20 protein-coding genes are annotated in these 22,804 nt (G+C 42.5%); 5 read left to right on the top strand and 15 right to left on the bottom strand.

Annotated features, from left to right (window positions below; translation table 11 throughout):
- Positions 1-138: 138 nt before the first annotated feature.
- From DP120_RS10640 to DP120_RS10625, 5 genes are all read right to left on the bottom strand, one after another.
- Positions 139-795 carry a reverse transcriptase-like protein gene (locus DP120_RS10640; protein WP_112223652.1) on the bottom strand — a complete coding sequence of 219 codons (657 nt, stop codon included), beginning with the start codon at positions 793-795 and terminating at the stop codon, positions 139-141.
- Positions 796-915: 120 nt separating this feature from the next.
- The gene (locus DP120_RS18485) at positions 916-1,077 is read right to left on the bottom strand and encodes a hypothetical protein (RefSeq protein ID WP_165843778.1); all 162 of its coding nucleotides are present in this window, start codon (positions 1,075-1,077) and stop codon (positions 916-918) included.
- Positions 1,078-1,082: 5 nt separating this feature from the next.
- Positions 1,083-2,312, bottom strand: coding sequence for a helix-turn-helix domain-containing protein (locus DP120_RS10635; protein WP_112223651.1), 1,230 nt, complete (start codon positions 2,310-2,312; stop codon positions 1,083-1,085).
- A gap of 89 nt (positions 2,313-2,401) precedes the next feature.
- A complete protein-coding gene (locus DP120_RS10630) occupies positions 2,402-3,664 on the bottom strand; it encodes a S8 family peptidase (protein ID WP_112223650.1) in 1,263 nt (420 codons plus the stop codon).
- Positions 3,665-4,287: 623 nt separating this feature from the next.
- Positions 4,288-5,724 carry an amidase gene (locus DP120_RS10625; RefSeq protein ID WP_112223649.1) on the bottom strand — a complete coding sequence of 479 codons (1,437 nt, stop codon included), beginning with the start codon at positions 5,722-5,724 and terminating at the stop codon, positions 4,288-4,290.
- 293 nt (positions 5,725-6,017) lie between these two features.
- On the opposite strand from DP120_RS10625, the gene cysK reads away from it, so the two are divergent.
- Complete coding sequence (gene cysK / locus DP120_RS10620; RefSeq protein WP_112223648.1) at positions 6,018-6,935, top strand: cysteine synthase A; 918 nt, start codon at positions 6,018-6,020, stop codon at positions 6,933-6,935.
- Positions 6,936-7,073: 138 nt separating this feature from the next.
- On the opposite strand, the gene DP120_RS10615 is transcribed toward cysK, so the two are convergent.
- Complete coding sequence (locus DP120_RS10615; RefSeq protein ID WP_112223647.1) at positions 7,074-7,355, bottom strand: hypothetical protein; 282 nt, start codon at positions 7,353-7,355, stop codon at positions 7,074-7,076.
- Between the two features lie 420 nt (positions 7,356-7,775).
- Here DP120_RS10615 and DP120_RS10610 point away from each other — a divergent pair, with 420 nt between their 5' ends.
- Both DP120_RS10610 and DP120_RS10605 read left to right on the top strand, forming a co-directional pair.
- A complete protein-coding gene (locus DP120_RS10610; protein WP_240612005.1) occupies positions 7,776-8,936 on the top strand; it encodes a CapA family protein in 1,161 nt (386 codons plus the stop codon).
- Between the two features lie 47 nt (positions 8,937-8,983).
- Entirely contained in the window at positions 8,984-9,613 is a 630-nt protein-coding gene (locus DP120_RS10605) for a GyrI-like domain-containing protein (protein WP_112223645.1), read from the top strand.
- A gap of 379 nt (positions 9,614-9,992) precedes the next feature.
- Here DP120_RS10605 and DP120_RS10600 read toward each other — a convergent pair whose 3' ends face one another.
- Positions 9,993-10,859, bottom strand: a complete 867-nt coding sequence (locus DP120_RS10600; RefSeq protein WP_112223644.1) for a YitT family protein — start codon at positions 10,857-10,859, stop codon at positions 9,993-9,995.
- Between the two features lie 408 nt (positions 10,860-11,267).
- Between DP120_RS10600 and DP120_RS10595 the strand changes: the two genes are divergently transcribed.
- Positions 11,268-12,485, top strand: a complete 1,218-nt coding sequence (locus tag DP120_RS10595; RefSeq protein WP_112223643.1) for an EAL domain-containing protein — start codon at positions 11,268-11,270, stop codon at positions 12,483-12,485.
- 323 nt (positions 12,486-12,808) lie between these two features.
- On the opposite strand, the gene DP120_RS10590 is transcribed toward DP120_RS10595, so the two are convergent.
- The 3 genes from DP120_RS10590 to DP120_RS10580 form a co-directional block, all read right to left on the bottom strand.
- Positions 12,809-13,699, bottom strand: a complete 891-nt coding sequence (locus tag DP120_RS10590; protein WP_112223642.1) for a PPK2 family polyphosphate kinase — start codon at positions 13,697-13,699, stop codon at positions 12,809-12,811.
- Positions 13,700-13,757: 58 nt separating this feature from the next.
- Entirely contained in the window at positions 13,758-14,507 is a 750-nt protein-coding gene (locus DP120_RS10585) for a phosphatase PAP2 family protein (protein ID WP_112223641.1), read from the bottom strand.
- A 120-nt stretch (positions 14,508-14,627) separates the two neighbouring features.
- Positions 14,628-15,824 (bottom strand): M14 family zinc carboxypeptidase, encoded by a 1,197-nt coding sequence (locus DP120_RS10580; protein WP_420812434.1) that lies wholly within the window; start codon positions 15,822-15,824, stop codon positions 14,628-14,630.
- Between the two features lie 356 nt (positions 15,825-16,180).
- On the opposite strand from DP120_RS10580, the gene DP120_RS10575 reads away from it, so the two are divergent.
- Positions 16,181-17,026 carry a GNAT family N-acetyltransferase gene (locus DP120_RS10575; RefSeq protein WP_233786253.1) on the top strand — a complete coding sequence of 282 codons (846 nt, stop codon included), beginning with the start codon at positions 16,181-16,183 and terminating at the stop codon, positions 17,024-17,026.
- 35 nt (positions 17,027-17,061) lie between these two features.
- Here DP120_RS10575 and DP120_RS10570 read toward each other — a convergent pair whose 3' ends face one another.
- The 5 genes from DP120_RS10570 to DP120_RS10550 all read right to left on the bottom strand — a co-directional run bounded on the left by DP120_RS10570 (position 17,062) and on the right by DP120_RS10550 (position 22,767).
- On the bottom strand, positions 17,062-18,120 hold the full coding sequence (locus tag DP120_RS10570) for a Gfo/Idh/MocA family protein (protein WP_112223639.1): 1,059 nt from the start codon (positions 18,118-18,120) through the stop codon (positions 17,062-17,064).
- Between the two features lie 10 nt (positions 18,121-18,130).
- Complete coding sequence (locus DP120_RS10565) at positions 18,131-19,105, bottom strand: ABC transporter permease (RefSeq protein WP_233785944.1); 975 nt, start codon at positions 19,103-19,105, stop codon at positions 18,131-18,133.
- A complete protein-coding gene (locus DP120_RS10560) occupies positions 19,098-20,612 on the bottom strand; it encodes a sugar ABC transporter ATP-binding protein (RefSeq protein WP_112223637.1) in 1,515 nt (504 codons plus the stop codon). The genes DP120_RS10565 and DP120_RS10560 overlap by 8 nt, the downstream gene beginning before the upstream one ends.
- Before the next feature lie 78 nt (positions 20,613-20,690).
- The gene (locus DP120_RS10555; RefSeq protein WP_112223636.1) at positions 20,691-21,662 is read right to left on the bottom strand and encodes a substrate-binding domain-containing protein; all 972 of its coding nucleotides are present in this window, start codon (positions 21,660-21,662) and stop codon (positions 20,691-20,693) included.
- Positions 21,663-21,777: 115 nt separating this feature from the next.
- Positions 21,778-22,767, bottom strand: a complete 990-nt coding sequence (locus DP120_RS10550; protein WP_112223635.1) for a LacI family DNA-binding transcriptional regulator — start codon at positions 22,765-22,767, stop codon at positions 21,778-21,780.
- Positions 22,768-22,804 lie beyond the last annotated feature (37 nt).

Below are 22,804 nucleotides of genomic sequence, written 5' to 3'. Positions count from 1 at the left end.
ACTATAATTTATATCGTGCACGATGTAAATTATTAAGCTCATTCAAATCTATAATATAGGAAATGCCAAAACAAAAAAGCGGTTAAGTCTTGTAAATATCCAAGATTCTACCGCTATTTTCTTTATAATTTTTCTTTTTCATATACTGCTCGTTCCGGTAATTTCAATTCCTTTCAATGCTTGTGTCGCAAGTCTGTCCGCTTCAAAATTTTCTTTTCGGGGGATTAGTTCATAATCTGTCTGGATTCCCATTCGGCTGATCTTTTCTTCGATGCGGTCAGCCCAGCGGACCAGCTCAGTTTCGATGACCGGCCATTCTCCACTCATGCCGTTTATCACAATTTTTGAATCTCCACTGAAACGCACCGGTATATTCCGGACTTCCATAAACTCAAGTTCCTGCACACAAAGGTGAAGTGCTGCAAATTCTGCTTCATTGTTCGAAACTAGCCCGTCAAGTTGCGCATTTTGCCTGAGCCGGTAGGATTTTCCGTTTTGGCTATAGTAAATTACACAGCCTAAACCTGTCTTTCTATTTCCGACGTCAAATCCACCGTCAAAATAAACCGTTATATCATGAGGTTCCGTTTCGATGCTTTTTAAATATGCCTTCATCTCTTTCATCGTCCAGACACTGTCATCATAACTATCGATGAACAGCAGTTCCTTTACCCGCTTAGTCCGTTCAATGTCTTCAGCAATCTGGACGCCTTGAGCTGCAGCCATTTCATCTGAGCGGAAAACTGTTTCCACTCCTTTTGAGGATCGATATTTCCATTCCAGCCTGACTTTCACCAGCATCCCCTCCTCATGCGTCCTGTTACTACATTATTGCCGATTCCCTGTCAGCTAAACAAATTCTGCACAAAAAAGCTCCCGGGGCCTAGACCGGGAGCTTTGGAACAATTCGCTATTTTACAGGGGAGGTAAAATAGTCGGGATCGAGTTTTCCTGCACGCCGCCGGAAGCGACGACTGCATCTGAATGATCCACCTGTGAAGCTGTTGGAGCCCAAGCTCCCATAACCATCATGGCCGCAGCCAATCCAGTCAATAAAATCAGTTTCCCTTTTTTCATAAAAATCATCCTCCGTTTCTATCATAATAGGATTGATAATACATCGCCTTTTCCCATTGCTTCACCCGTTTAAAATGTTCAGCCAATTCCAAGGCGATTTTTTTACTTTCTCTAATATAACCATGTTTTCTGAAAAATGGGAACATTTTTTCCTCTGAATAAGCCGAAAGGTCTGGTTGGGAAAAATTTCGTTTCTCGAAGTAGTTTAAGTATAATAAGAAATATTCGTCTTCCGGTCCCTCTGCCAAATCCCGCAGTTCACGTACGTACTGCCAGGCGTCCGCTCCAACTTCCACTGCAGTTTCAATGAGGCTCACAAGCACCGCTTTATAAAAATATGTATCTTTGGACAGAATTCCATGCAATTCAGTCAATAAATCAAAGGCCTGGTTATGATCGTGACGTGTTTTCAGCAATTCCGCAAAATTATACAAAGTCTGATTGTATAATTCCTTTTGGTCTGTCAGTCGTGTATTGCGTTTCAGCACTTCGAAAATGCCAGCTGCCTGAACCAGGAGGTTGCGCCGCATATAATTGATTGCGAGCAGCAATTGGGCATGCAGCAGACGGATGTAATTATAGTTTAACTTGAAATACTGGACCGATAATTCAGCGAAATGAGCTGACAATTCATATTGCTCATGCATAATCAGCAAACGCGCTTTCTGATAATAGAATTCTCCTTCAAATTTTTGCGGAATGCTCTGGATTCCTCCATCCAGAGAGTTCACGTATTCCATTGCAAGCTCTTTTTTGTTTGCCATCGTATAATACAGCGACAGAAAAAGCTGGTGCATCCATGCCTCAGCATCCGTAAAGGAATTCTTCATTCGTTCCAGCATGGCTTTTTGCCTGTCAGCCCGGCCCTGATCTTTTATGTATAAATAATAACGGAATTTATATAACTCATATTGATTCACCAGGTCTGTCGACTGGATATAATCATTGTCCAACTGGAGTTTCTCGTACTGATTTTCCATTTCAACCAGGTCATAGTGCAAAGAACATGTTACGAAATCGTTCAATTGGCGTTCAAGCCTGCTTCTTTTTGCTATTTCCTTCTTCCATTGAACCCCCATTTTAAGGAGCAGTGCTTCAATCGTCGATTCGTGCGGCGTGTAGGTATTCGATTCAATTTTACTGAGATGGGAAATAGAGCAGATGCCATCAGCCAATTGGGATTGCGTCATATTGTTTTTGGAGCGGTAATACTTAATCACAGAACCAATATTCATAGCTTCACCCTTCTTTCAGATTAATTAAATAATACCATATAAAAACAGTCCCGGCGTAAAGCCGGAACTGTCCTTGCTATTGGAATCCCTTATTGAACAGTGGCAAATCCGAACCCAGAAGCATAATCGTCTCCATATCCTGCACCATAACCGGAAAGGATGTCGTTTTCATAACCACGGTATTGCAATTCGCCGCGTACATCCACATTTGAAGCAGAAGGATATTGTGCCCAAATTTTTGCTGCAAGTCCGGCAGCATGTGGTGAAGCCATTGAAGTTCCGCTGATGGTAGCATAACCGCCATCATACCAAGTGGAATAGATCGCCGCTCCAGGAGCTGAAATTTCAACATCGCCTTTTTGGATTACATAATCTCCGTCAGTACGGCTATAGCCGCGTGAAGAGAAATCCGCTACACGATATGTGCCGTTTTGCACAGTATTTTCAAGTGCCGCTACCGCTACTGCGTTAACCAATGCACCAGGATATCCGATTGAACCTTGGTAAGGACCTGAGTTTCCTGCTGCAGCAATCACAAGTACGCCTTTATTGTATGCGTAGTTTACAGCATTCGTAATCAGGCTGCTTTCACCTGAAGAACCCAGAGACATATTGATGACAACTTTTGTTCCTAGAGCTGTAGCCTGATCGCCTGCATGGCGAATCGCTGCTGCGATATCATCTGCGTAGCCCGAACCATCATCACCCAATACTTTATAAGCCCATAGGTCAGCATCCGGTGCTACACCGTAAACTCCGCTGCCCGTACCGCCGTCAGCCAATGCTGATCCGGCAACGTGAGTGCCGTGTCCTTGGCGGTCTGTACAGCTGTTATTCGTATAAGTTGTACCTACAGTGAAATCTTTGCATTGTTCCACATTATTGCGCAGATCCGAGTGGCTCGTATTGACTCCAGTATCAAGTACGGCAATATTGATGCCTGCACCGCCGCTTGTTTTGGTAATACTGCTATTATTATAAATTGCTTTAATTCCCCACGGAGTCGACTGCGAAGCTGCCATTGCGGCATATTTCGCTTCCGGCTGAAGGGTTGCAGTTGCGATTTCCAATTCAGGAACTTTTTCTACTGTAATATTTTTGTTCTTTTGCAAAGCGTTAAATTGCTTTTCATTCATGTCAGTAGTAAAACCTTCACTTGCAAAGTCCCACTGGACACCGTATTGCTCTTTTACGTTATTCAGGTTTTTCTGATCGGCTGAGTCAACCAGTACCCGGAATTTTTCGTTGCCGTTAGCTTCTGCCTTTCCTTCGTTAGCACTTACTCCCATTACTGGCATCATCAAAGTAACTGCCAACATGGCTGTTGTGAAAATCTTTCCTGATCTCTTCATACATCAATCTCCTTATCCCAAATGTTTTTATGGCAATCAAACCGGTGATGCGGCGTCCCGCAGTCTCCCTGCCACACATACAACGTTAGCAGAAGAAGACAATATGCGTAATTGGGAAAAAAATTGTCGAATCCTGGCTCTTTTTTCATATCGGGACTATTTTATAGGTATATCAAACTAAACTGCTTTTGAAGTATCCATCAATAAAAAAATCCCTTTCCTGTTGAAAATGTGAGTTATTCGAAATCTATTGAGAATTTTGTTACAGTAATAAAGTTATCTAATCTACCCTAAGACATAAATTACATAGAAATATCGTAATTTCCTATTCGACAAAACACTGGAGGCTAATTTTGAAAAACGCTTTAATTATTTACATGATTGGTGCATTTATTATTGTCAGCATTGCGATATACGCATTGGTGCAATTTGTAGCCGCATAGATTATGCTCATCGGCTTTAAGTTGCGAGCACTTATAACGGCTTGCCTGGAATCACTCACAGAAAATTTTCTGTGAGTGATTTTTTTATTTTTGCTTGAAATATAATGAAAGTATTATGTGATTTTTAAGAAAGAAGAAAACCTGCACCCAATGAAAAAGGGTGCAGGTTTTCAGTTTCTTCTATAGAATTGCGCGTTTATACGTCCTGAAATTCAGTTCCAACCATTCACCCAGTTGGAACAATGCTTCTTCATTGCCGTTGCTGCTGATCAATTGGATGCCGATCGGCAACCCTTTTTCATCGGAACCCAGCGGCAGCGTTAAAGAAGGCAAGCCCCATGTGTTGGCATAAGCTACATATGGCAAGTATTGGCGGAAAGACTTACGTATAGAGAATATTTCCCTATAGACTACCCCATGTTTGGGAGCTGTTTTATGGTAGATAGGCATAATGAGGATCCGTTCTCTCAGATAATGCTCTAAAATATGATCGCCATGCTGCAGGAACTCACGGATTTTATCCAGCCGTTTGTCGGAAGGTTTGAACAGTGAAGCTCCGATCAAAGCCCATGACAGATATCGATGAACTTCGGACTTGCCTGTCAGCCGTTCTTTAAGATAAGAGTTATAAAGGTTTCGCGGATTGTCACCGTAAGCTTCTCTTCTCGCATCTGCAGAACCATTTATCGACATGATTTCCTGCCATACCGTTGCTGAATCTCCAAAATAAGGCGGCATTTCCCTTTCAACTTCAAATTCTGAAGAGACTTTTTGAAAAATAGCGTCAAGCAATCTTCGGGTATGATCAGCCATGGGATAATTTGAATCAGGGAGAACATTCATGACAAAGTTATCAAACTCTCTATTAGCCGCTGGATTTTTGGCGACAATATTGTACAGCAGCCTGGCATCTTTTACACTTTTGGTAATAGGCCCGATTCCCAGCATCCGTTCCTGCAGCTCTTGTGTCACTTCCGGAAAACTGCCTTCCTGTGAAACCTGGCCTTTACCTGATTTAAAACCGACCACTCCATTGAAATGGCTTGGAAAACGGATAGACCCGCCGATGTCAGAGCCAAGTCCTGCTGCCGCACCGCCAACAGCAATCAGCGCTGCTTCGCCTCCGCTCGATCCTCCTGCAGTCCGCTTGATATCCCATGGATTGTTTGTCCGTCCATATAATTTGTTGTCGGTTTCCTGGCAAAAACACAGTTCCGGTGTATTGCTTTTCCCCAGGATAACAGCACCCTCCATTCGGAGTTTCCGAACCACTTCAGCATCTTTTTCCATCGTCTTTTCTTTTCTCCCGAGCAAGCCGCCGGTTGTTTTCATGCCACTGACATGAAAAGCCTCTTTCATACTGATCGGAACACCCCATAATGCCCCTTCGGCTGTGCCTTCAGCAAGCACGCGATCAGCATAATCTGCCTCCTGCAAAGCTTCTTCAAAGCGATTTTCAACAAGGCAATTTATGGACGGATTGATATTATTCAGGTGCTTTATATAGATTTCAACAGCTTTGCGGGAAGAAATTTTATTTTCTTTTATTAACTGCGCCAACTCTGCGGCATCCAAGTCCAGAACCAAAGAATCCACCAACTCAGGGGTATTAAGCATCCTAAACGCCTCCGATTCAATTATTATAATTAGTATACTATTAATTAACAAATAAAGGTATATTAATTAATCAAAAGTCACGAATTTTAATTTTTGTATAGGTCTAATTTCTTTATCTAGCAGTTATTACCCTCTTTTAATGCTTATAAGCTTTCGCCTCATTTGTAAAGTTATGTTGCTGACAAAGTTTGAAAAGCATAGTAAGCCATAGAATTTGTCGGGGTTAGACAGGATATACTACAATTAAAAGTGACATCAGTACCCAGATATACAGGAAAGGTTGTTTTATAGATATGAAACCAGTCGACAATATTACAGATTTGATTGGCGAAACGCCAGTCGTGAAATTGAACCGGATCGTCCCGGAAGGCGCTGCAGATGTTTACGTGAAATTGGAAATGTTCAATCCTTCCAAAAGCGTCAAGGACCGGGCAGCATATAATATGATCAAAAATGCCGAAGAACAGGGCATCATTGGAGAAGGTGCCACGATCATTGAACCCACCAGCGGCAATACTGGCATCGGACTCGCCATGGTGGCAGCTGCGAAAGGCTACCGTGCGATCCTTGTCCTTCCTGATAATGCCACCAAAGAGCGCATCAACCTGCTGAAAGCATTCGGGGCTGAAGTTGTTCTGACACCGGACCACGAAAAAATGCCGGGTGCCATAAAGAAAGCTCTGCAATTAAAAGAGGAGATTCCAAACAGCTTTATTCCCCAGCAATTTGAAAACCAGGCCAACCCTGACATTCACCGTACAACGACTGCACTTGAAATCATGCAGCAAATGGATGGTAAGTTGGATGCTTTCGTCGCTTCCGCCGGAACAGGCGGGACTATTACCGGAACGGGCGAAGCGCTGAAAGAACAACTTCCGGATCTTTATGTGGCTGTAGTGGAACCTAAAGGTTCACCAGTTTTGTCAGGAGGCAAACCCGGCAAGCATAAATTGGTGGGTACCAGTCCCGGCTTCATACCGGACATTCTCAATACAAAGATTTACGATGAGATCTTTGCAATTGAAGATGAAGATGCTATAGATATTTTCCGGAGGGTTGCGCGCGAAGAAGGCATTTTTGTAGGGCCTTCCGCTGGTGCTACCATTTACGCAGCTATCGAGATTGCGAAACGGTTGGGTGCTGGAAAGAAAGTATTGTGCATAGCTCCTGATACAGGTGAACGCTACCTGAGCATGAATCTATTCGAATAATCATCAGTCGAAATCTTTAAGTTCCTACTATATATAGAAGAAACAAATAAAAAATGCCGAAACCTCGCAGGGGTTTCGGCATTTTTTCGGGTTGGTTCTCCTGCATTAATATTCTTAGCAACGGCAAATCAAGAACTTCTAAGGTAAGGTGATAAATTTCACGTGTTCATAAGTCAACAGCTTTTTGAACTTAGCTTTTTCATCGTCATCTTTAATAAGCTTTTCGACGTTATTGGGCAGTCCTAAGTAACGCGTAATTTTACGGTTGTTCCAGATGAGGTGGTTATAGCGGAAATCATCCTCCAATTCAGCAAACCACTGGTCTTTCTTCAAGAGACGGATATTCTTCTCCAAACGTTTTTTCGGCGTAAAAAAATACGATGATATCTCTATCGCGATCTCCATTATAAATTCCACCATTTGCCTCACCTCTTCGTCCACTTATTTCATCTTCCTCAAAACCATTGATAATTAATTCCAGTATACTCTATTTTCTAAAAAATGGAATAGATTCTCCTAAATTCTATCTTTTTTAAGAGTCTTATACATGTTTTATAACATTGTCTCCATTGAACCACTATCTTTCCCCATATATTTTCCCTTCTCATTATAGTTTTAAAAGATATTTATAATTTCTTTTTCAAAAGCTAAGTATTATTGTCTATAAATTCCATACAAAATTAATATAATTGAATAAAAAGAACTAGCAAACATTGTACTTATGTTGTAGGATATTATTAAACATCTATCGAATTTATTCATTTTTATTAATATTTCATGTTTAATCTACAGCTTCATAATTTAGCAGATAATTACTACGTGCCTTAATAACTATATCCAGTGATTTGGAGAGTGATTCTGATGGATGCCGTCCGCTATTCAATCTTTATTGCTATATTACTAAGCATGTTTATGCTCGCAGGATGCCTTGTCACAAAAATCCCGGCTGCCCCTGTTTCTGCTGACCCTGTTTTCGAAACAAGGAAAACTACGCCTGCGATACCCGGTTTTTCACGGACACGCACAGTTTCTTTATCAGCAGTTGGTGATATTCTTATCCACGGCACAGTATATGATTCAGCAAAAACTCCTGAAGGATATAATTTTAGTCCCATGTTCGAGAAAGTGAAACCATATCTCGAGCAGTCAGACATTACTGTAGCCAATTCGGAAAGCATAATTGGCGGATCCGATATCGGTCTGTCCAGCTACCCTTCCTTTAACAGCCCGTTTGAGGTCGGCGATGCTTTGAAGGATGCTGGAGTAGATGTTATCGCCATGGCAAATAACCACACACTGGACCGGGGCACCGCGGCAATTGAAAATGCCATTAATTACTGGGATCAGATCGGCATGCAGCGGACGGGTTCTTATTTATCTGAAGAAGAACGGGATCAGATAACCGTGAGAACAGTAAACGGCATCACCTTTTCTTTTCTGTCCTATACGTATGGCACCAATGGTATACCCACTCCTGTCGGCAAAGAGTACCTCGTGAACCGCATCGATAAGGAGCTGATCAGTAAAGACCTTCAGCACGCCAAAGAACATTCCGAAGTTGCTGTGCTGAGTTTGCATTTTGGTGATGAATACCAGCCGCTTCCAAATGAGTACCAGATTGACATCGCCCGCTTTGCAGCGGAAAACGGCGCGGATATTATACTTGGCCACCATCCACATGTGCTTCAGCCACCGGAATGGATTGAAACTTCTGACGGCCGGAAAGTTTTCGTTATTTATTCGCTGGGCAATTTTTTGTCAGGCCAAAATGAAATCCCACGGCAAATCGGAACCATTTTAACGATTGATGTGGAAAAGAAAACGGGGCCTGATTCAACTGAAATAAGCATCCAAAATCCTTCTTTCACCAACACGTTTGTTAAAAATAAAGATTACAGCTGGTTTGAAATTGACTTACTGAAAAATGTGCATCCGGATTTAAACGAACAAGTCAAATCCCATTTATCAACCTGGGTCAGTGATTTGGAATTCATTGAATGAATAAATTGTTTCCCGGCTGAATTCCCAGTAGAAGACAGGAGGATTATATGAAACATGAATGGCGAAAAGCTGAAAAGGGATTGTATGTGCCGCAAGCCTCCCCGGTTTTAATTCATATTCCGAAGCAGCGATTTTTCGTAATTCATGGAAAAGGCAATCCGAACGGAGAAGAATTCGCCAAACGTGTGGAAGTTCTCTATTCGCTCGCTTATGCCATTCGCATGATGCCGAAAAACGGATTTGTTCCTCCCGGGTATTATGAATATACAGTTTATCCACTGGAAGCTGTATGGAGCCTTACCCGAAAAGGGAGATTGCTTTCTGCACTTGATAAAAATGAGTTTCTTTACAAATTAATGATTCGACAGCCGGATTTTGTCGATAATGGCACTATCCTGAAGGCATTTGAAATCGCAAACCGCAAAAAGCCGAATGACTTATTGAATGAAGTGACGTTTGAAGAGATTGAGGAAGGCATGGCCGTACAGATTTTACATGTAGGACCATATGATGCAGAACCGGCTTCTTTTGAAAAAATCGATCGGTTTCTCGAGGAAAATGACTTGCTGCGACGAAGTAAAAAACACCGTGAAATCTATTTGAATGATTTCCGAAAAACGGTTCCCGCCAAACTAAAAACTGTTCTCAGGTGCCAGGTTGAAAAAGACATGTCCTAAAAAGCCAAGTCCGGCGACTTGGCTTTTCTGTTTTGTATGGTTTTTATATATGTTGAACTAGTAGTTTTTTGTAATCGATATTCCGCAAAACAGCTGCGCTTGCCGGGGGCTCGCGCTGAACTAACTCGGGCTAAATGCCCGAGTGGATTTCAGCACTTCGCTCAGTCCCCAAGGCGTCTTCGCTGTTTTGCTCCATATCTCTAGAGATTTCTCTCAGCAAAGGTGCGGCTCCGGACTGGCCGGAGCAATAAGACGAGTGGTCTTCTCGGCTTATTGCGGGAGGCTTGTCCATAGCGCCGAAGCGGTATTTATTCTATTTCTTAAGTTCAACTTATATAGTTTGCAGCTGAATCAGGCAAAAAAAAAACCGCTGCTGCAATTAAGCAGAGCGGCTTTCCCCGGTTATGCCGGGGGTTTTTTTGAAGTTATCATCTTTTCGGAAATTACCCATGACTTCCATCGTTTCATTGATGCTGACAAACGCGTGAGGGTCGATCGATTTGATCAGCGGACGCACAAATGCCAATTCATAACGGGAAATAACCGTATAGAGAACTTTGACTTTATTGCCCGAATAGGCACCTTCACCGTCCGTTACTGTGATACCGCGGTAAAGGCTTTCAAGCAACTTGGTCTTGACTTCTTCGCCTTTTCCGGTAACAACCATCAGGCTCAGTTTGATGTGGCGTGTATGGATCCGGTCAACGACAAGGCCAGTGATGTAGATCGAGGCCATCGTATACATAGCCAGTTCCCAGGAAAAAATGAATCCTGAAATGAACACGACCATACTGTTCAGTGAAAATACCATAAATCCAAGCGGAATATCACGTTTCATCGTCAACAGCAGTCCGACAACGTCAAAGCCTCCGGTCGAACCATAAAAGCGGATGATGGAACCGACCCCGATACCGACAAGCACACCGCCGAATACGGAAGATAACAAAGCATCTTCCGTCACTTTCATGACTGGAATATAAAGCATAGAAATCGAAGTGACCGCTACTGAATAGATGCTGTTGGCGATGAACAGTTTACCAAGCTTCATCCATCCAAGAACCAGTATCGGGATGTTCAGAATGATCAACCATATCCCCGCATTAACAGGTGTCATCAAACTGAAAATCATTGCTACCCCCGTAATTCCGCCCGATAGGATTTCATGCGGCAATAAAAACATATTGAATGCAAATCCGAGTAACACGGATCCAAAAAAAATAACCAGTGCGCTATAAACTTTATCCATACAAATTCCTCGTTCCTTTTATAAACTCATTGTCTGTGAAAGCCAACAAAAAAAAGCCGCGAAGATGCATGCAGACTTTTTGAAAGAGCGTAACCTTCATCACTTTCCTGACACAATGTTTCAAATTATAGGCAAAGGTTTGGTGCTTTGCAAGCTTTACAGTTCAGAATTTCAAAGCTTTTTTCAGTGCCTGGATTTACAAGGTAAATAGCCTTAAGGAGTTTCCATTTAACAGGCTCAAAACAGAAATCTGCAGGATTTGAACGCTTCAGTACAGAATAGGACATATATGCACCAATTTTTATATTCGATTGGTTTAGCTCTGGTTATGGTGCATTAAATGATTGATATTGAATATAACTTCCCTGTTCCGGAGTTATCCGTTCATAGCTAAAGGAGGCGAATAATATGGACCCATTACTGGTTCTTGAGAATCTTCATAATGTAAAACCGGTATTCCAGCCAATCGTCAGTGCAGTGAAACACACGATTATCGGCTACGAAGTGCGTGGGAGGTTCAAGCACAATGATGAATGGCGAAGCCTCGGTGAATTTTTCCAGAACCCGGATGTGCCGGATGATTTTAAAATTGAAGTCGACACACACTTGCTGAAACTGGCCATGAAGGAAATGCTGGATAACGGCAATGGCTGCAAGTTATTCCTCTATCGCGACGCCAAGCAATTGCTGCTCACTGGCGGCGAAGAGTTTATCACTACCCTGCAGGAATTTGAAGCAAAAGGATTTTCCCTCAAAAGGATTGTGCTGGAGATAACGGAACATGCTTTTGAAGAAGATTTTGAATCCTTGAATCATCTTCTTATGTACTATAAAACTTATGGCATTCAAATTGCTGTGGACCATGTAGGCGCTAAAAGTTCCAACATCGACCGGATCCGTCAATTGAAGCCGGATATCCTTAAAATCGACACAACTGTCATCAGGACCAACAGACCGGATGTTTTTCAAGATATTGTTTATTCCCTGTCCTTGCTTGCCCGCCGTATCGGCGCTAAATTATCCTATGAACATATAGAAGATGATTACCAGCTCCAATTTGCCTGGAAACATGGAGGACATTATTATCAGGGTTATTATTTGGCTAAACCCTCCTTTAACCTGCTGTCCAATGATTCGCTGCAAGTGAATGTCGGGGAAAGTATACAGGGATTCATCAACATGGAAAAAACAGTGATATCAAAATGTCTCGCCTTCTCAAATTCCTGTGAAGACATCCTGAAGAAGATAGCCTTCAGATGGGCAGGCCCTGATCAGGCAGATGAATTTCTGCAATTATTGGGAGACTCCTTTAACCGGGAAAGCTTCCGGATGTATATATGTAATGCCAATGGAGAACAAATTTCTTCAAACTATCAAAAAAGGGATGACACCTGGAATATTGAATCAGAACATTACGGTTCTCATTGGGCTTTCCGTCCCTTTTTCCTTGAAAATATTATTCGCATGAAAAAATGGTCACGCGGTATCCTTTCTGATACTTACTCAGATATCGAAACCGGGGATATTGTCCGTACTTTCAGCTACCCGCTGTCAGATGACAGCTTTCTATTCATCGATATCAGCAGTGACTTCCTGTTTGATAACGATTACCTGCTGCGCCGATGAGCCCATGGTTTACATCCCCCTCCGAAAAGGGTAAAGGGACTTATCATCCAAGAAGGTGGGATCATTATGCGCATATCATGTATGGGGAGTTTACTCATCTCGATTGTCCTGTCCATTATACTGACTATCTTACTGAACCTTCTGTTCTTCTAGAACTCTGAAAATCCATTATCAGGATATATGATTCGGCGGCTGGTGAAAAAAGCGGAATTGGTGTCTATTATTCCGATCCTGCGATCAGGAATCCCACTGCCAAAATAGACAAAAAGCTGTTCGGGACTATTCCCGGACAGCTTTTTAAACCTGAAATTCAACTATCATACTTACTGGCCAGCATCCCCCTGCTTCTCCCCTCCTTCTGCCTCAAGCTTTTTGATATACTCATCAAGTTTTTCACGCTCTTCATCACTGATTACAGGAAATTGGGGATTGAGTTCAGTTAATAGCTCATTCATGACTATGGTAATAATATAACGGGAATATTCTTCATTGTCTGCTGGCAATACATACCATGGCGCACATTCTGTCGATGTATTACCCAGCATATCTTCAAAGATTTTCTGGTAATCATCCCAATGTTCGCGCTCTTCAACATCACTGAACGAGAACTCCCAATTTTTCTGAGGATCTTTCATTCGCTTCAGTAAACGCTTGCGTTGTTCTTCTTTTGATACATTAAAGAAAAATTTCACTACAGGAAAACCGTTTTCGCTCAAATATCGTTCAAAGTCATTTATTTGGCGAAAACGGGTCTCCCATATTTTTTCATCAATGAGTTCATCCGGCAAAGGTTCGCCCTTCAGGATTTCATGGACTCTTGGAGCAATGACTTCTTCATAATGAGAACGATTTAAAATCGCGATTTCCCCTCTGGCCGGCAGGCCATCATGGATACGCCAAAGATAATCATGGCTCAACTCCTGTTCAGTAGGTTTGCCGAGGGTAAGAGTTTTCAAGCCCTGTGCATTTAAATTCGAAAAAATATAGGAAATCGCTTCATCTTTGCCTGCCGCATCCATTGCCTGCAATACCACTAAAATCCCTTTTTCTTCCTCGGCATTCAGCTTTAAATGCAATTCCTGCAATTTCTGAACTGCCTCTGGAATCATCTTTTTCTGAAGCTCCTCTTGGCTGTATTCATCGTTTTCAGATGTGCTGAAAGTGGTCAGCATGATCTTTTCATCGGGTTTAACCCGGTACTTATCGGTATTCATCGGGATTGTCTCCTTCCTGATTATTGCTCATGCTGAAACCCCAATTTGTTTATTTTTGCTACACTTTCGTCCTATTCGTTTTTTCTTTTGCCAAGCGCAGGCCGGATTGCAGCATTTTCCGCAAACCTTTGACGGGTCTGATGCGGCTGCCGCTTTGCCAGATGATCCATTCCAGGGCAGTCAAACAAAGAAGAAGCCATATGATTCCGGCAATATATCCTGCCGCGACGTCACTTGGAAAATGGGCCCCCAAATAGATGCGGCTGGTGCCTATCAACATCACCAGCACCACAAGGCTGATGGATACAGTCCATTTCACCCATTCTTTTTGTCTTCCTCGAACAATGAGAAAAATGACAAATCCATAGAATATAAGGGATCCCATGGAGTGGCCGCTTGGAAAACTGAAACCTACAGCATCAATTTCTTCATTGATTGACGGCCGCTCCCTGGCATACAGATGCTTCAGCAAGGTAGTCAATAAACCGCCGCCGCCAACTGCTATGATAAAAAACAGCACACCCCATTTATCCCTGCCTTTAAACCACAAAACCAGGATCACAACAATGGATAAAGTTCCAAGAAACCATACAGACCCAAGTTCAGTAATAAAAACCATGAGAGCATCCATGGTCGGGCTTTGGTTGACCAGGATCAGTTTGATGATGAAGCTGTCAAAAATTCCGAATTCCTGGCTCATCACTTCTTCTGCCAGCTCAGTAAACAGCACGATGAACAAGCCCGCGATTGCTAATCCACTCAGCAGCAGGAGAAGCGTGATGCCGATTTTTGTATTTTCTTTTACCACTTAACCGCTCCTCACTTCTTTTTTATATCTTTTTATACCCGCATCACCGGCTTCTTAGTCTCGAATTTGCCGGAAACAGAAAAAGCTGCCGATAATTTCGGCAGCTTTTTCTTTGGATATTCAGTTAGTCGGGCGGTAAGCCGTTAATGGGATATCTTCATAATCTTCAGGATCCAATTCAGCCACTGAACCATCAGCAACCCCTTCAATGATTGCTGACAGACCTCGTTCAACCGATTTTGATAGTTGGCCTTTTTCCTTTTGGCCCATCATTTGCGTTTGCCCTCTGACTTCAAACAGAACCGTACCACTGCCATTAAGCGCATAGGAGCCAAGCGCAGTACCTGGAAGATCAAGCCCTTGGGAGTAAAGCGAGATATTCGTGAATTTCGATTCGCCGTAAGACTGCAATTCGTTATAAGCGAGCAGATTTAATTGGCGTGAAAAATCGTAATCATAAGTGTCTGCATACTCAGCGTATTGTGCACCTTCAGGCGTGTTCGGATCTGGTACGAATTGAGCTGATAACGACAATGTCACCGGATCAGGAGTGCCATCGACATAATAGAGTCCCTGGTGATGAAGGTCAACAAATACATCGACAATGCCGAATTCATCCTGCAGGGATTTGTACACATCACGGGAGGTTTGGGACTCCGGAGTGATGAACCAGCCCGGCTGATTCGAAGCACCAGGGAAATCCGATGCTTCCGGAACGTAATCCAGATCAGGGTTGAAATCCCGGTTTACATCAAATCCTGGGTTAGCTGCATAATCATAACTTTGGCTAACGCCGCGGTCGTAATAATTCCATGATGGCGATGCTCCCGATAATTGCGGATATGCATCCACCACATCAGACCAGGTCATACTGTTGCGGCGTTTGTCCGCTTCAGAAGCATCCGGGTTCATCATGGGCATGAACACGATTGTCACTTCCTCAAGTAGCTCTTTTGCCTGTTTGGAATTATTGGATAAGCTCTTCAGCAAATTTAGAATTGCGACTGTCCCGGTTTTTTCATTGCCATGGATTTCACTTTGGATTAACAGTACCTTATCGCCAGTACCGACTCTTGCCGTGTAGATGTCGAGGCCATTAAATGATTGGCCCGCCACATCCACCTGCACAGTCCCCTTGCTTTTCGCTTCCAGCTGCAGCAAAGTTTTGGTCAGTTCTGCATGATCAATGAACCCTGAAATCCCGTAATCATGATGATGCGTTTCCGGTTTCGCTTCATTTTCTACCGCATAAGCAGGCATTGCCAACGCTGTGCATAATCCCAACACTCCCAAAGTACTCGCCCAATTCTTTTTCAATAAAATCCGCTCCTTTTTCTGGTTAAATTAGTTTTTACTGCAACAAGCTTATTTGTTTTCCTCCTTCTAATGTGACTTAAATTTAAATCAGCATAGCAAACAGAAATTTAATTGTAAATGTATTTTGAATTTTCAATTCTTTAGTAATAGAAATTTCATTTCTGCTATATTTTTGCAGGACTATAGTACAGGGTCCCTCTAATTAATTCGACTGCCTAAATACTTGTTTCGTAGGTCGAAGTAATTAAACGGGTAGAATGACTCCTTTCTGCGTTCTTAGTAAATGCGATTTCAGCAACAAGCGTTTATAATTGGAAGAAATATTGTGCAGCAGGGAGTGTCTGTTAGTGGAAAAGATGATCCGCCCTTTAACGAAAGAAGATCTGCCGAAATTGAAAGCAATGGAAACAGGAATCGAAGATGATTATGTCATTCGCGTATTTGACCGCATTTCCAGTGGAAATAATAAGCTTTTCGGCCTTTTTACAAACGACCAATTAGTCAGTGTCGGTGGTTTGACCGTTTTCGCCAAACATTACGCGATGCTCGGGCGCATGCGCAGTGATTTGCGTTACCGCGGCAATGATTTGTCAACCAGCTTAATGTCTCAGGTACTTGAAGAAGCTTTTAAACTTCCCGACATTAAATGGGTCGGCGCAAATACACAGGAAGAAAATATTCCAGCTCAGCGAGTACTGAAAAAAATCGGTCTTGCCGAACGGCATATAAGCTACGGGGCCTCCGCTTTGGATGTTTCATCACTCGAAAACGGCGGAACACCTTGGAAAAGAGAAGAGGATATCTCAAACAAAAGACAATGGCTCCGGAAATTATTCATCGATTCCGCTGCTGTTTTTCCGTATGAATGCTATTATCCATTTCCTGCTTCGGAGGAAATGTTCGATGATAAACAAATTGCGGGATGGAATTTTTTCGTAAATCCGCAAGGAGATCGTTTATTGATCACCAAAAAGGATTTTAAGAAATACAATTACCTGCAGGCAGTTTTTCCTTTTGAAGACGTGCTGGATCAGCCTGGCCTTTGGGAAACGATTGCGCTCGCCCACCAGCAGCTGGCTTCAGAACTCAGGAAAGAAACCCATATATGGATGGATTTAACGAAACAGCAAGCCTCTGCACTTCCTGAGAACCACCCATTTAATCTGCCTTCTCCGTGGATGCTTTTTGGGAAAGGAAAATAACCGCCGCTCCCTGCCAGGGAAGCTGCGGTTATTTTTCAGGAATTTATAAGTGTTTCTTTTTCGATTTCCACCACTGTATCGGTTTCAGCCGCTTTCATGATCCCAAGAATCACTTTCAATGACAAGAGTGCATCGTCGCCCGTGACAAGCGGCGGCTGATTGAGCCTGATACTTTCGATGAATGCATCTATGACGCCGCTATTGGTCTGGTTGTCGTTTGTTTGGATACTTTCCAATTGATAATTGACTTTAACACCGTCTTTTGTGAGCACTTCAATCTGATAGTCTTCGTTATTATAGATTTTCAGAATTCCCTTTTCACAATAAATGATTGTACTGTTATCCTCTTCACCGTAATGGGTCCATGAGAAACTTGCAGTTCCCAGCCGCCCTTTTTTGGTTTTCAGACTGCAAACGATGTTATCGCAGACTTCGATGGGGTTTCCATTCTCATCAAGTTTATCCAGTGAGCCTTGAAAAGCACTTACCTGTTCGATTTCATCGTCCAGCAAATAATGGACCAAATCGATTTTATGGATTCCCAGATCTCCAGCTACCCCGAATCCTGACCGCTCTTTTTTGAAGAACCAGGTGGAATTGGTTTTATTGATGCCCCATTGTTCCGGTCCTGAATGCCCGAATGTCGTCCTGAAAGTCAGCACTTTTCCAAGTTCACCATTTTCTATGATTTCCTTCGCTTTTTGATGGGCTCGCGTGAATCGCTGATTATGGTCCACCATCAGTTTCTTGCCTGACTCCTTCTGGGCGGCGACGATTTCTTTCGCATGTTCAACGGTCAATGAAATCGGCTTTTCGCATAACACATGCTTTCCACTCAATAAAGCCTTTGTTGAAAAGAGGTGATGGTTTTCATTTGACGAGCAGTCACTGATCGCAACAATATCCGGATCTTCGAACAATTCCTCTACCGTGTGGACGATACTACCGCCGAACAGCTCCACCAATGCTTCCGAACGGTCGATATTCCTGTCATAAAAAACAATTTCATCCACATATGGATTTTCTGTATATTCCGGTGCATGGCGTAATTTAGTGATTGATCCGCAACCTATGATTCCGACTTTCATGCCCATTCAATCCCTCCTATTCTCTCTTTTGGAAGACAACTGCAATTATAATGATTAAACCTTTGACGAATCCCTGCAGATAAGGAGATACATTCATCAAGTTCATCATATTATTTAAAATCCCCAGAATCAGCACACCAAAAAGTGTCCCAATGATTTTGCCTCGCCCACCTGTCATTCTGGTGCCGCCTATAATAACTGCCGCGATCGCATCCAGTTCATATTGAGCTCCGGAACTCGACGAAGATATCGAATTCAAGCGGGACGTTTCAATGACTGCAGCTATCCCGACCAATGAACCGATCAATGTATAGACGCCGATTTTTATGCGGTCTACACGTATCGCTGATAACAAAGCTGCTTTTTCATTGCTGCCAAGAGCATAGACATACCGGCCGAAACGAGTTTTATGCATAATTACAAAGACTGCGGCTGTCATTGCCAGGAATATGATTACAGGCACGTCGAATATCCAGAGGTCACTGTTCGAAATAGCTGTAAAGCCGGCGACTTCACCGGATACACTGCCTCCGTCTGCGATATACAACGCAATCGACCGGGCCCCGGCCATCATTCCCAGTGTCGCAATAAAGGAGGCGATCCTGCCTTTTGCCACCATCAACCCGTTTAGAAAACCTGCAAAAGAGCCAACCAATAAAGCAGTAAAAATTCCGACAAGAATACTGCCTGAAGCATTCAATGCCAAGACAGATATGACACCAGCTAAAGCCAGAACTGATCCGACTGACAGATCAATGCCGCCCGATAGCATAACGACAGTCATACCCATTGCGATGATTCCGATAATGGAAACCTGCATCAGAATGTTCAGTTGATTGTTCAAATCCATAAATCGCGGGTTTAAAATTGCTGATGCAATGAAAATAACGATAAATGCAATGATTACACTGTATTCGGACCATAGCCATGAGAGGCGACTTTTTGTTGTTGAAGGTTTTGTACTGTATTCTTTTGCATCGATATTAGCCAATTTTTTTCGCCTCCCTTTTTGAGCCAGTTGCATATTGCATAATTTCTTCTTCATTCGCGGACTTCCCATCAAAACGGGCAGTAATTTCACCTTGATACATAACGTTTATTGAATGACAGATTTTGATTATTTCAGGTGCTTCTGAAGACAGGACGATAACCGCTTTCCCTTGTTCAGACAGTGTTACGATTTCCTGATAGATTTCCTGTTTTGCTCCCACATCAATCCCCTGGGTCGGATTATCGAAAATCAGTATATCCGTGTTCGCCTCCAGCCATTTTGCTATTACCACTTTCTGCTGATTGCCTCCACTCAATTTATCGATGGTGATCTGAGGATTATGAACTTTAATATTTAAGGCATCTTTATAATACTGGAATCGCTCTTTTTCTAAATTGTCCCTTAGAAAACCGGAGCTTTCGAAATTCCCCATAGATGACAAACTCATGTTATGGATTACACTTAAATCTTTTATGATGGCATTTTCTTTCCTATTTTTCGGCACAAAACCAATTCCCGCTTTTAAGGCTTTTCGGGGATGATCGATTTTTACAAGCTCGCCGTTGATTCTGACCTCTCCCGAATATTTTTTGCGATACCCGAAAAGACTCTCAAACAGCTCTGTTCTGCCATCCCCGGCCAGTCCTGTAAAGCCTAATATTTCCCCTTGTTGCAATGTGAAGTTGATATCATTAAAAAGCCCTTCACTTGTCAGGTTTTTTACTTCCATTATTACCGGACCAAATGGGTTTTCGTGAACATAACGCTCCTGAGAAATGGCTTTTCCAACCATAAGCTTGGTGATTGTCTCAGGATTTTCTCTTTCCATGCTTCCGGTGCCGACTAACTCCCCGTCTCGCAATACAGTGTAACTGTCGCATACTGTTTTAATTTCCTTCAGTTTATGGGAAATATAAATAATTGATACGCCTGACTGTTTTAAACTCCTCATCAATTCAAATAATCGATTTACTTCATGCTCCGCCAAAGAGGTCGTTGGTTCATCCATGATGATCAGCCTGGATTTACGAAGCAATGCTTTTGCAATTTCGATTAATTGTTTATATGACGTGTCCAAATTTCTGACATATTCCTTCGGATCGATGTCGACGCCCAAAGTAGCCATTACATCGTGGGTTTCCCGGCACATCTCTTCGACTTTCAAAAAACCGACTTTATTGCGGATCTCAGACCCAAGAAACATATTTTCATACACCTTTAAATCTGCCACTACATTCAGTTCCTGATGGATAAAACTTATTCCCTGTTCCTGTGAAATCCTGGGATTCAGCATTTTGACTTGTTCTCCGTCTATGTAAACAGATCCATTGTCCGGAAGATGGACACCGCCAAGAATATTCATCAATGTGGATTTACCGGCACCATTTTCACCCAATAATGCATGGATCTCACCTTTTTCAACTTTAAGACTTACATTTTTTAATACAGGAACGCCATTAAACGACTTATCAATGTTCTTCATCGTCATAAAAGGATTGTCGGTCATTGCTGCTATCCCTCCTTATATAGGAAAAGAGGAAATACAAGTACTTTTTTAAAAGTATTGTATTTCCCATAGGTCATTTTAAAATTTTGATTCCGGATCGTAATATTCATCAACATTTTCTTCTGTCACTTGGGTAGCTTCCTTAATGACCATTGTTTCTTCCGGTTCATTGCCCTGAGCAAGTTCCCCTGCAATTTTCACTGCATCTCTCACCATTGTTGGTGAATAAAGGAAAGTTGCTGACATTAAACCATCATTCTGGATATCTTCAAATACCTGTTTCGCTCCGCCGGCACCAGTAACAAACTGAATATCAGTACGGCCTGCTTCTTTAATTGCCTGGAGCACTCCAAGTGCCATACCATCATCCTGTGTAAATACCGCATCAATTTCAGGGTTTGCCTGCAAAATATTTTCCATTACTTCCAACGACTTTTCAGTTGAGAAATCCCCACTTTGCGAGGCAATGATTTCCATCCCATCCTGTCCGTCAATCGCTTCTTTAAAACCGGATCCGCGCTGTTCAGTCACAGAACTCGGTGGTCCACTGATTTCAACAATTTTGCCTTGTCCATTTAATTGTTCGATAAAATATTCACCAGCGTTGATGCCGATTCCCTCATTGTCACCTTTGACAACGACTGTAGCCGCATCGTTTTCAAGCTCTCTATCCACTATGACCAAAGGAATTCCTGCATCTTTAACTTTTTGTCCGACTGGCGTCAAAGCAGCTGACTCGATTGGCAGCATGACAATTACGTCCACTCCCTGAGCGATCAAATCGTCCACGTCATTGGCTTGTTTGTTCGGGTCGGCCGCATTGGTCATTACATATTCAATTCCTTCACTTTCCTGAAGTTCTTTTGCCTGCTGTTCCGCATTGTCGATCAATGCTCCCATCCATCCGTGAGTAGCTGATGGCAATGAAATGCCGATTGTCAACGTATCGTCATCTCCACTTCCACCTTCTGCTGTCCCGCCATCCTCACCGCAAGCGGCCAATACCATTGCTGCAGCCAAAGCCAACATTAAGATAATAAACTTCTTCAAAACGATTCCCCCTTTGTTTTTGATAAGAGCTCCCTAAAATGTAATCGATTACATTTACATCTAAGGCCAGCGCTCCGACATTAATATTTTAATAGCAGAGCGCTGGCCTCATTGCTTAACCGGCCGTCGATTCACGAATTACAAGTTCGAAATCCAATATGACACTGTCGACTTTATTGCCCTGGATTTTCTCAATCAGCATTTTAGCTGCCGTTGTGCCCATTTTGTACATAGGCTGTGCGACCGTCGTCAATGTTGGATTTGTCATGTTGGAAAAGTCGATTTTATCAAAGCCAACGACCGCCATATCCCGCGGCACATTCAATCCGGAGGCGTTGATTTCTTTTAATGCTCCTATTGCCAAGAGATCAGATACTGCAAATACAGCAGTAGGCCGTTCTTTAAGCTTCAATATTTTCTTCATCGCCTGCTGGCCATTTTCAAATCCTAAATCCTTTGTATAGAAAATATAGTTGTTGTTCATTTCGATGCCATGTTCTCTAAGAGCACGCTCGTAGCCCATTTTTCTTTCTCTTGCGTAAAGGAATTTTTCGTCTGTATTCATCAAAGCAATTTTTGTATGGCCGATTTGGAGCAGGTGTTTTACTGCACGGTAAGATGCCTCTTCGTTATCAATAGTGACATAAGGAATTCCAATCCCGCCCCCGTATTCACTGCACTGGATGATTGCATACTTTTCCGCCAATTGCTTCAAGGTCTCGACGTTTACAGCAGGATCCATTGAAATAATCCCATCCGCCATCTTTTTCCTCACCAAGTCAAAATAGATATTCTCCTTTTCCGGATCCGAATCCGTTTCACACAATAGAATATTATAATTGTGGCTTATTGCGACATTTTCAATTCCTTTAATGATTTCCAGATAAAAAGGATTGGAGATAGTGGGGATTAAAATAAGAACAATCCTGCTTTCCGAATTCCGAAGATTTCGGCCCAGCATGCTTGGTTCGTAATTTAACTCCTTAATCGCCTCCTCAACTTTCAGTTTAGTCTTGCTGGAAACTGTATTTTGGCCATTCAATACTCTTGATACTGTCGCCACAGAAACTCCTGCGTGTTTTGCCACCTGTTGAATATTTGCCATGTCTATCCTACTTTCCGGAATTCCTTGCATCTAAAAT

This window comes from Planococcus halotolerans (assembly GCF_003289955.1).
Lineage (GTDB): Bacteria > Bacillota > Bacilli > Bacillales_A > Planococcaceae > Planococcus > Planococcus halotolerans.
This window is presented reverse-complemented; position numbering and strand designations above follow the sequence as displayed.

Coding starts and splice junctions, on each gene's coding strand:
- DP120_RS18485 (WP_165843778.1), bottom strand. CDS start 1,077: ATGAAAAAAGGGAAACTGATTTTATTGACTGGATTGGCTGCGGCCATG.
- DP120_RS10635 (WP_112223651.1), bottom strand. CDS start 2,312: ATGAATATTGGTTCTGTGATTAAGTATTACCGCTCCAAAAACAATATG.
- DP120_RS10630 (WP_112223650.1), bottom strand. CDS start 3,664: ATGAAGAGATCAGGAAAGATTTTCACAACAGCCATGTTGGCAGTTACT.
- DP120_RS10625 (WP_112223649.1), bottom strand. CDS start 5,724: ATGCTTAATACCCCTGAGTTGGTGGATTCTTTGGTTCTGGACTTGGAT.
- cysK (WP_112223648.1), top strand. CDS start 6,018: ATGAAACCAGTCGACAATATTACAGATTTGATTGGCGAAACGCCAGTC.
- DP120_RS10615 (WP_112223647.1), bottom strand. CDS start 7,355: ATGGTGGAATTTATAATGGAGATCGCGATAGAGATATCATCGTATTTT.
- DP120_RS10605 (WP_112223645.1), top strand. CDS start 8,984: ATGAAACATGAATGGCGAAAAGCTGAAAAGGGATTGTATGTGCCGCAA.
- DP120_RS10600 (WP_112223644.1), bottom strand. CDS start 10,859: ATGGATAAAGTTTATAGCGCACTGGTTATTTTTTTTGGATCCGTGTTA.
- DP120_RS10595 (WP_112223643.1), top strand. CDS start 11,268: ATGGACCCATTACTGGTTCTTGAGAATCTTCATAATGTAAAACCGGTA.
- DP120_RS10590 (WP_112223642.1), bottom strand. CDS start 13,699: ATGAATACCGATAAGTACCGGGTTAAACCCGATGAAAAGATCATGCTG.
- DP120_RS10575 (WP_233786253.1), top strand. CDS start 16,181: ATGATCCGCCCTTTAACGAAAGAAGATCTGCCGAAATTGAAAGCAATG.
- DP120_RS10570 (WP_112223639.1), bottom strand. CDS start 18,120: ATGGGCATGAAAGTCGGAATCATAGGTTGCGGATCAATCACTAAATTA.
- DP120_RS10560 (WP_112223637.1), bottom strand. CDS start 20,612: ATGACCGACAATCCTTTTATGACGATGAAGAACATTGATAAGTCGTTT.
- DP120_RS10550 (WP_112223635.1), bottom strand. CDS start 22,767: ATGGCAAATATTCAACAGGTGGCAAAACACGCAGGAGTTTCTGTGGCG.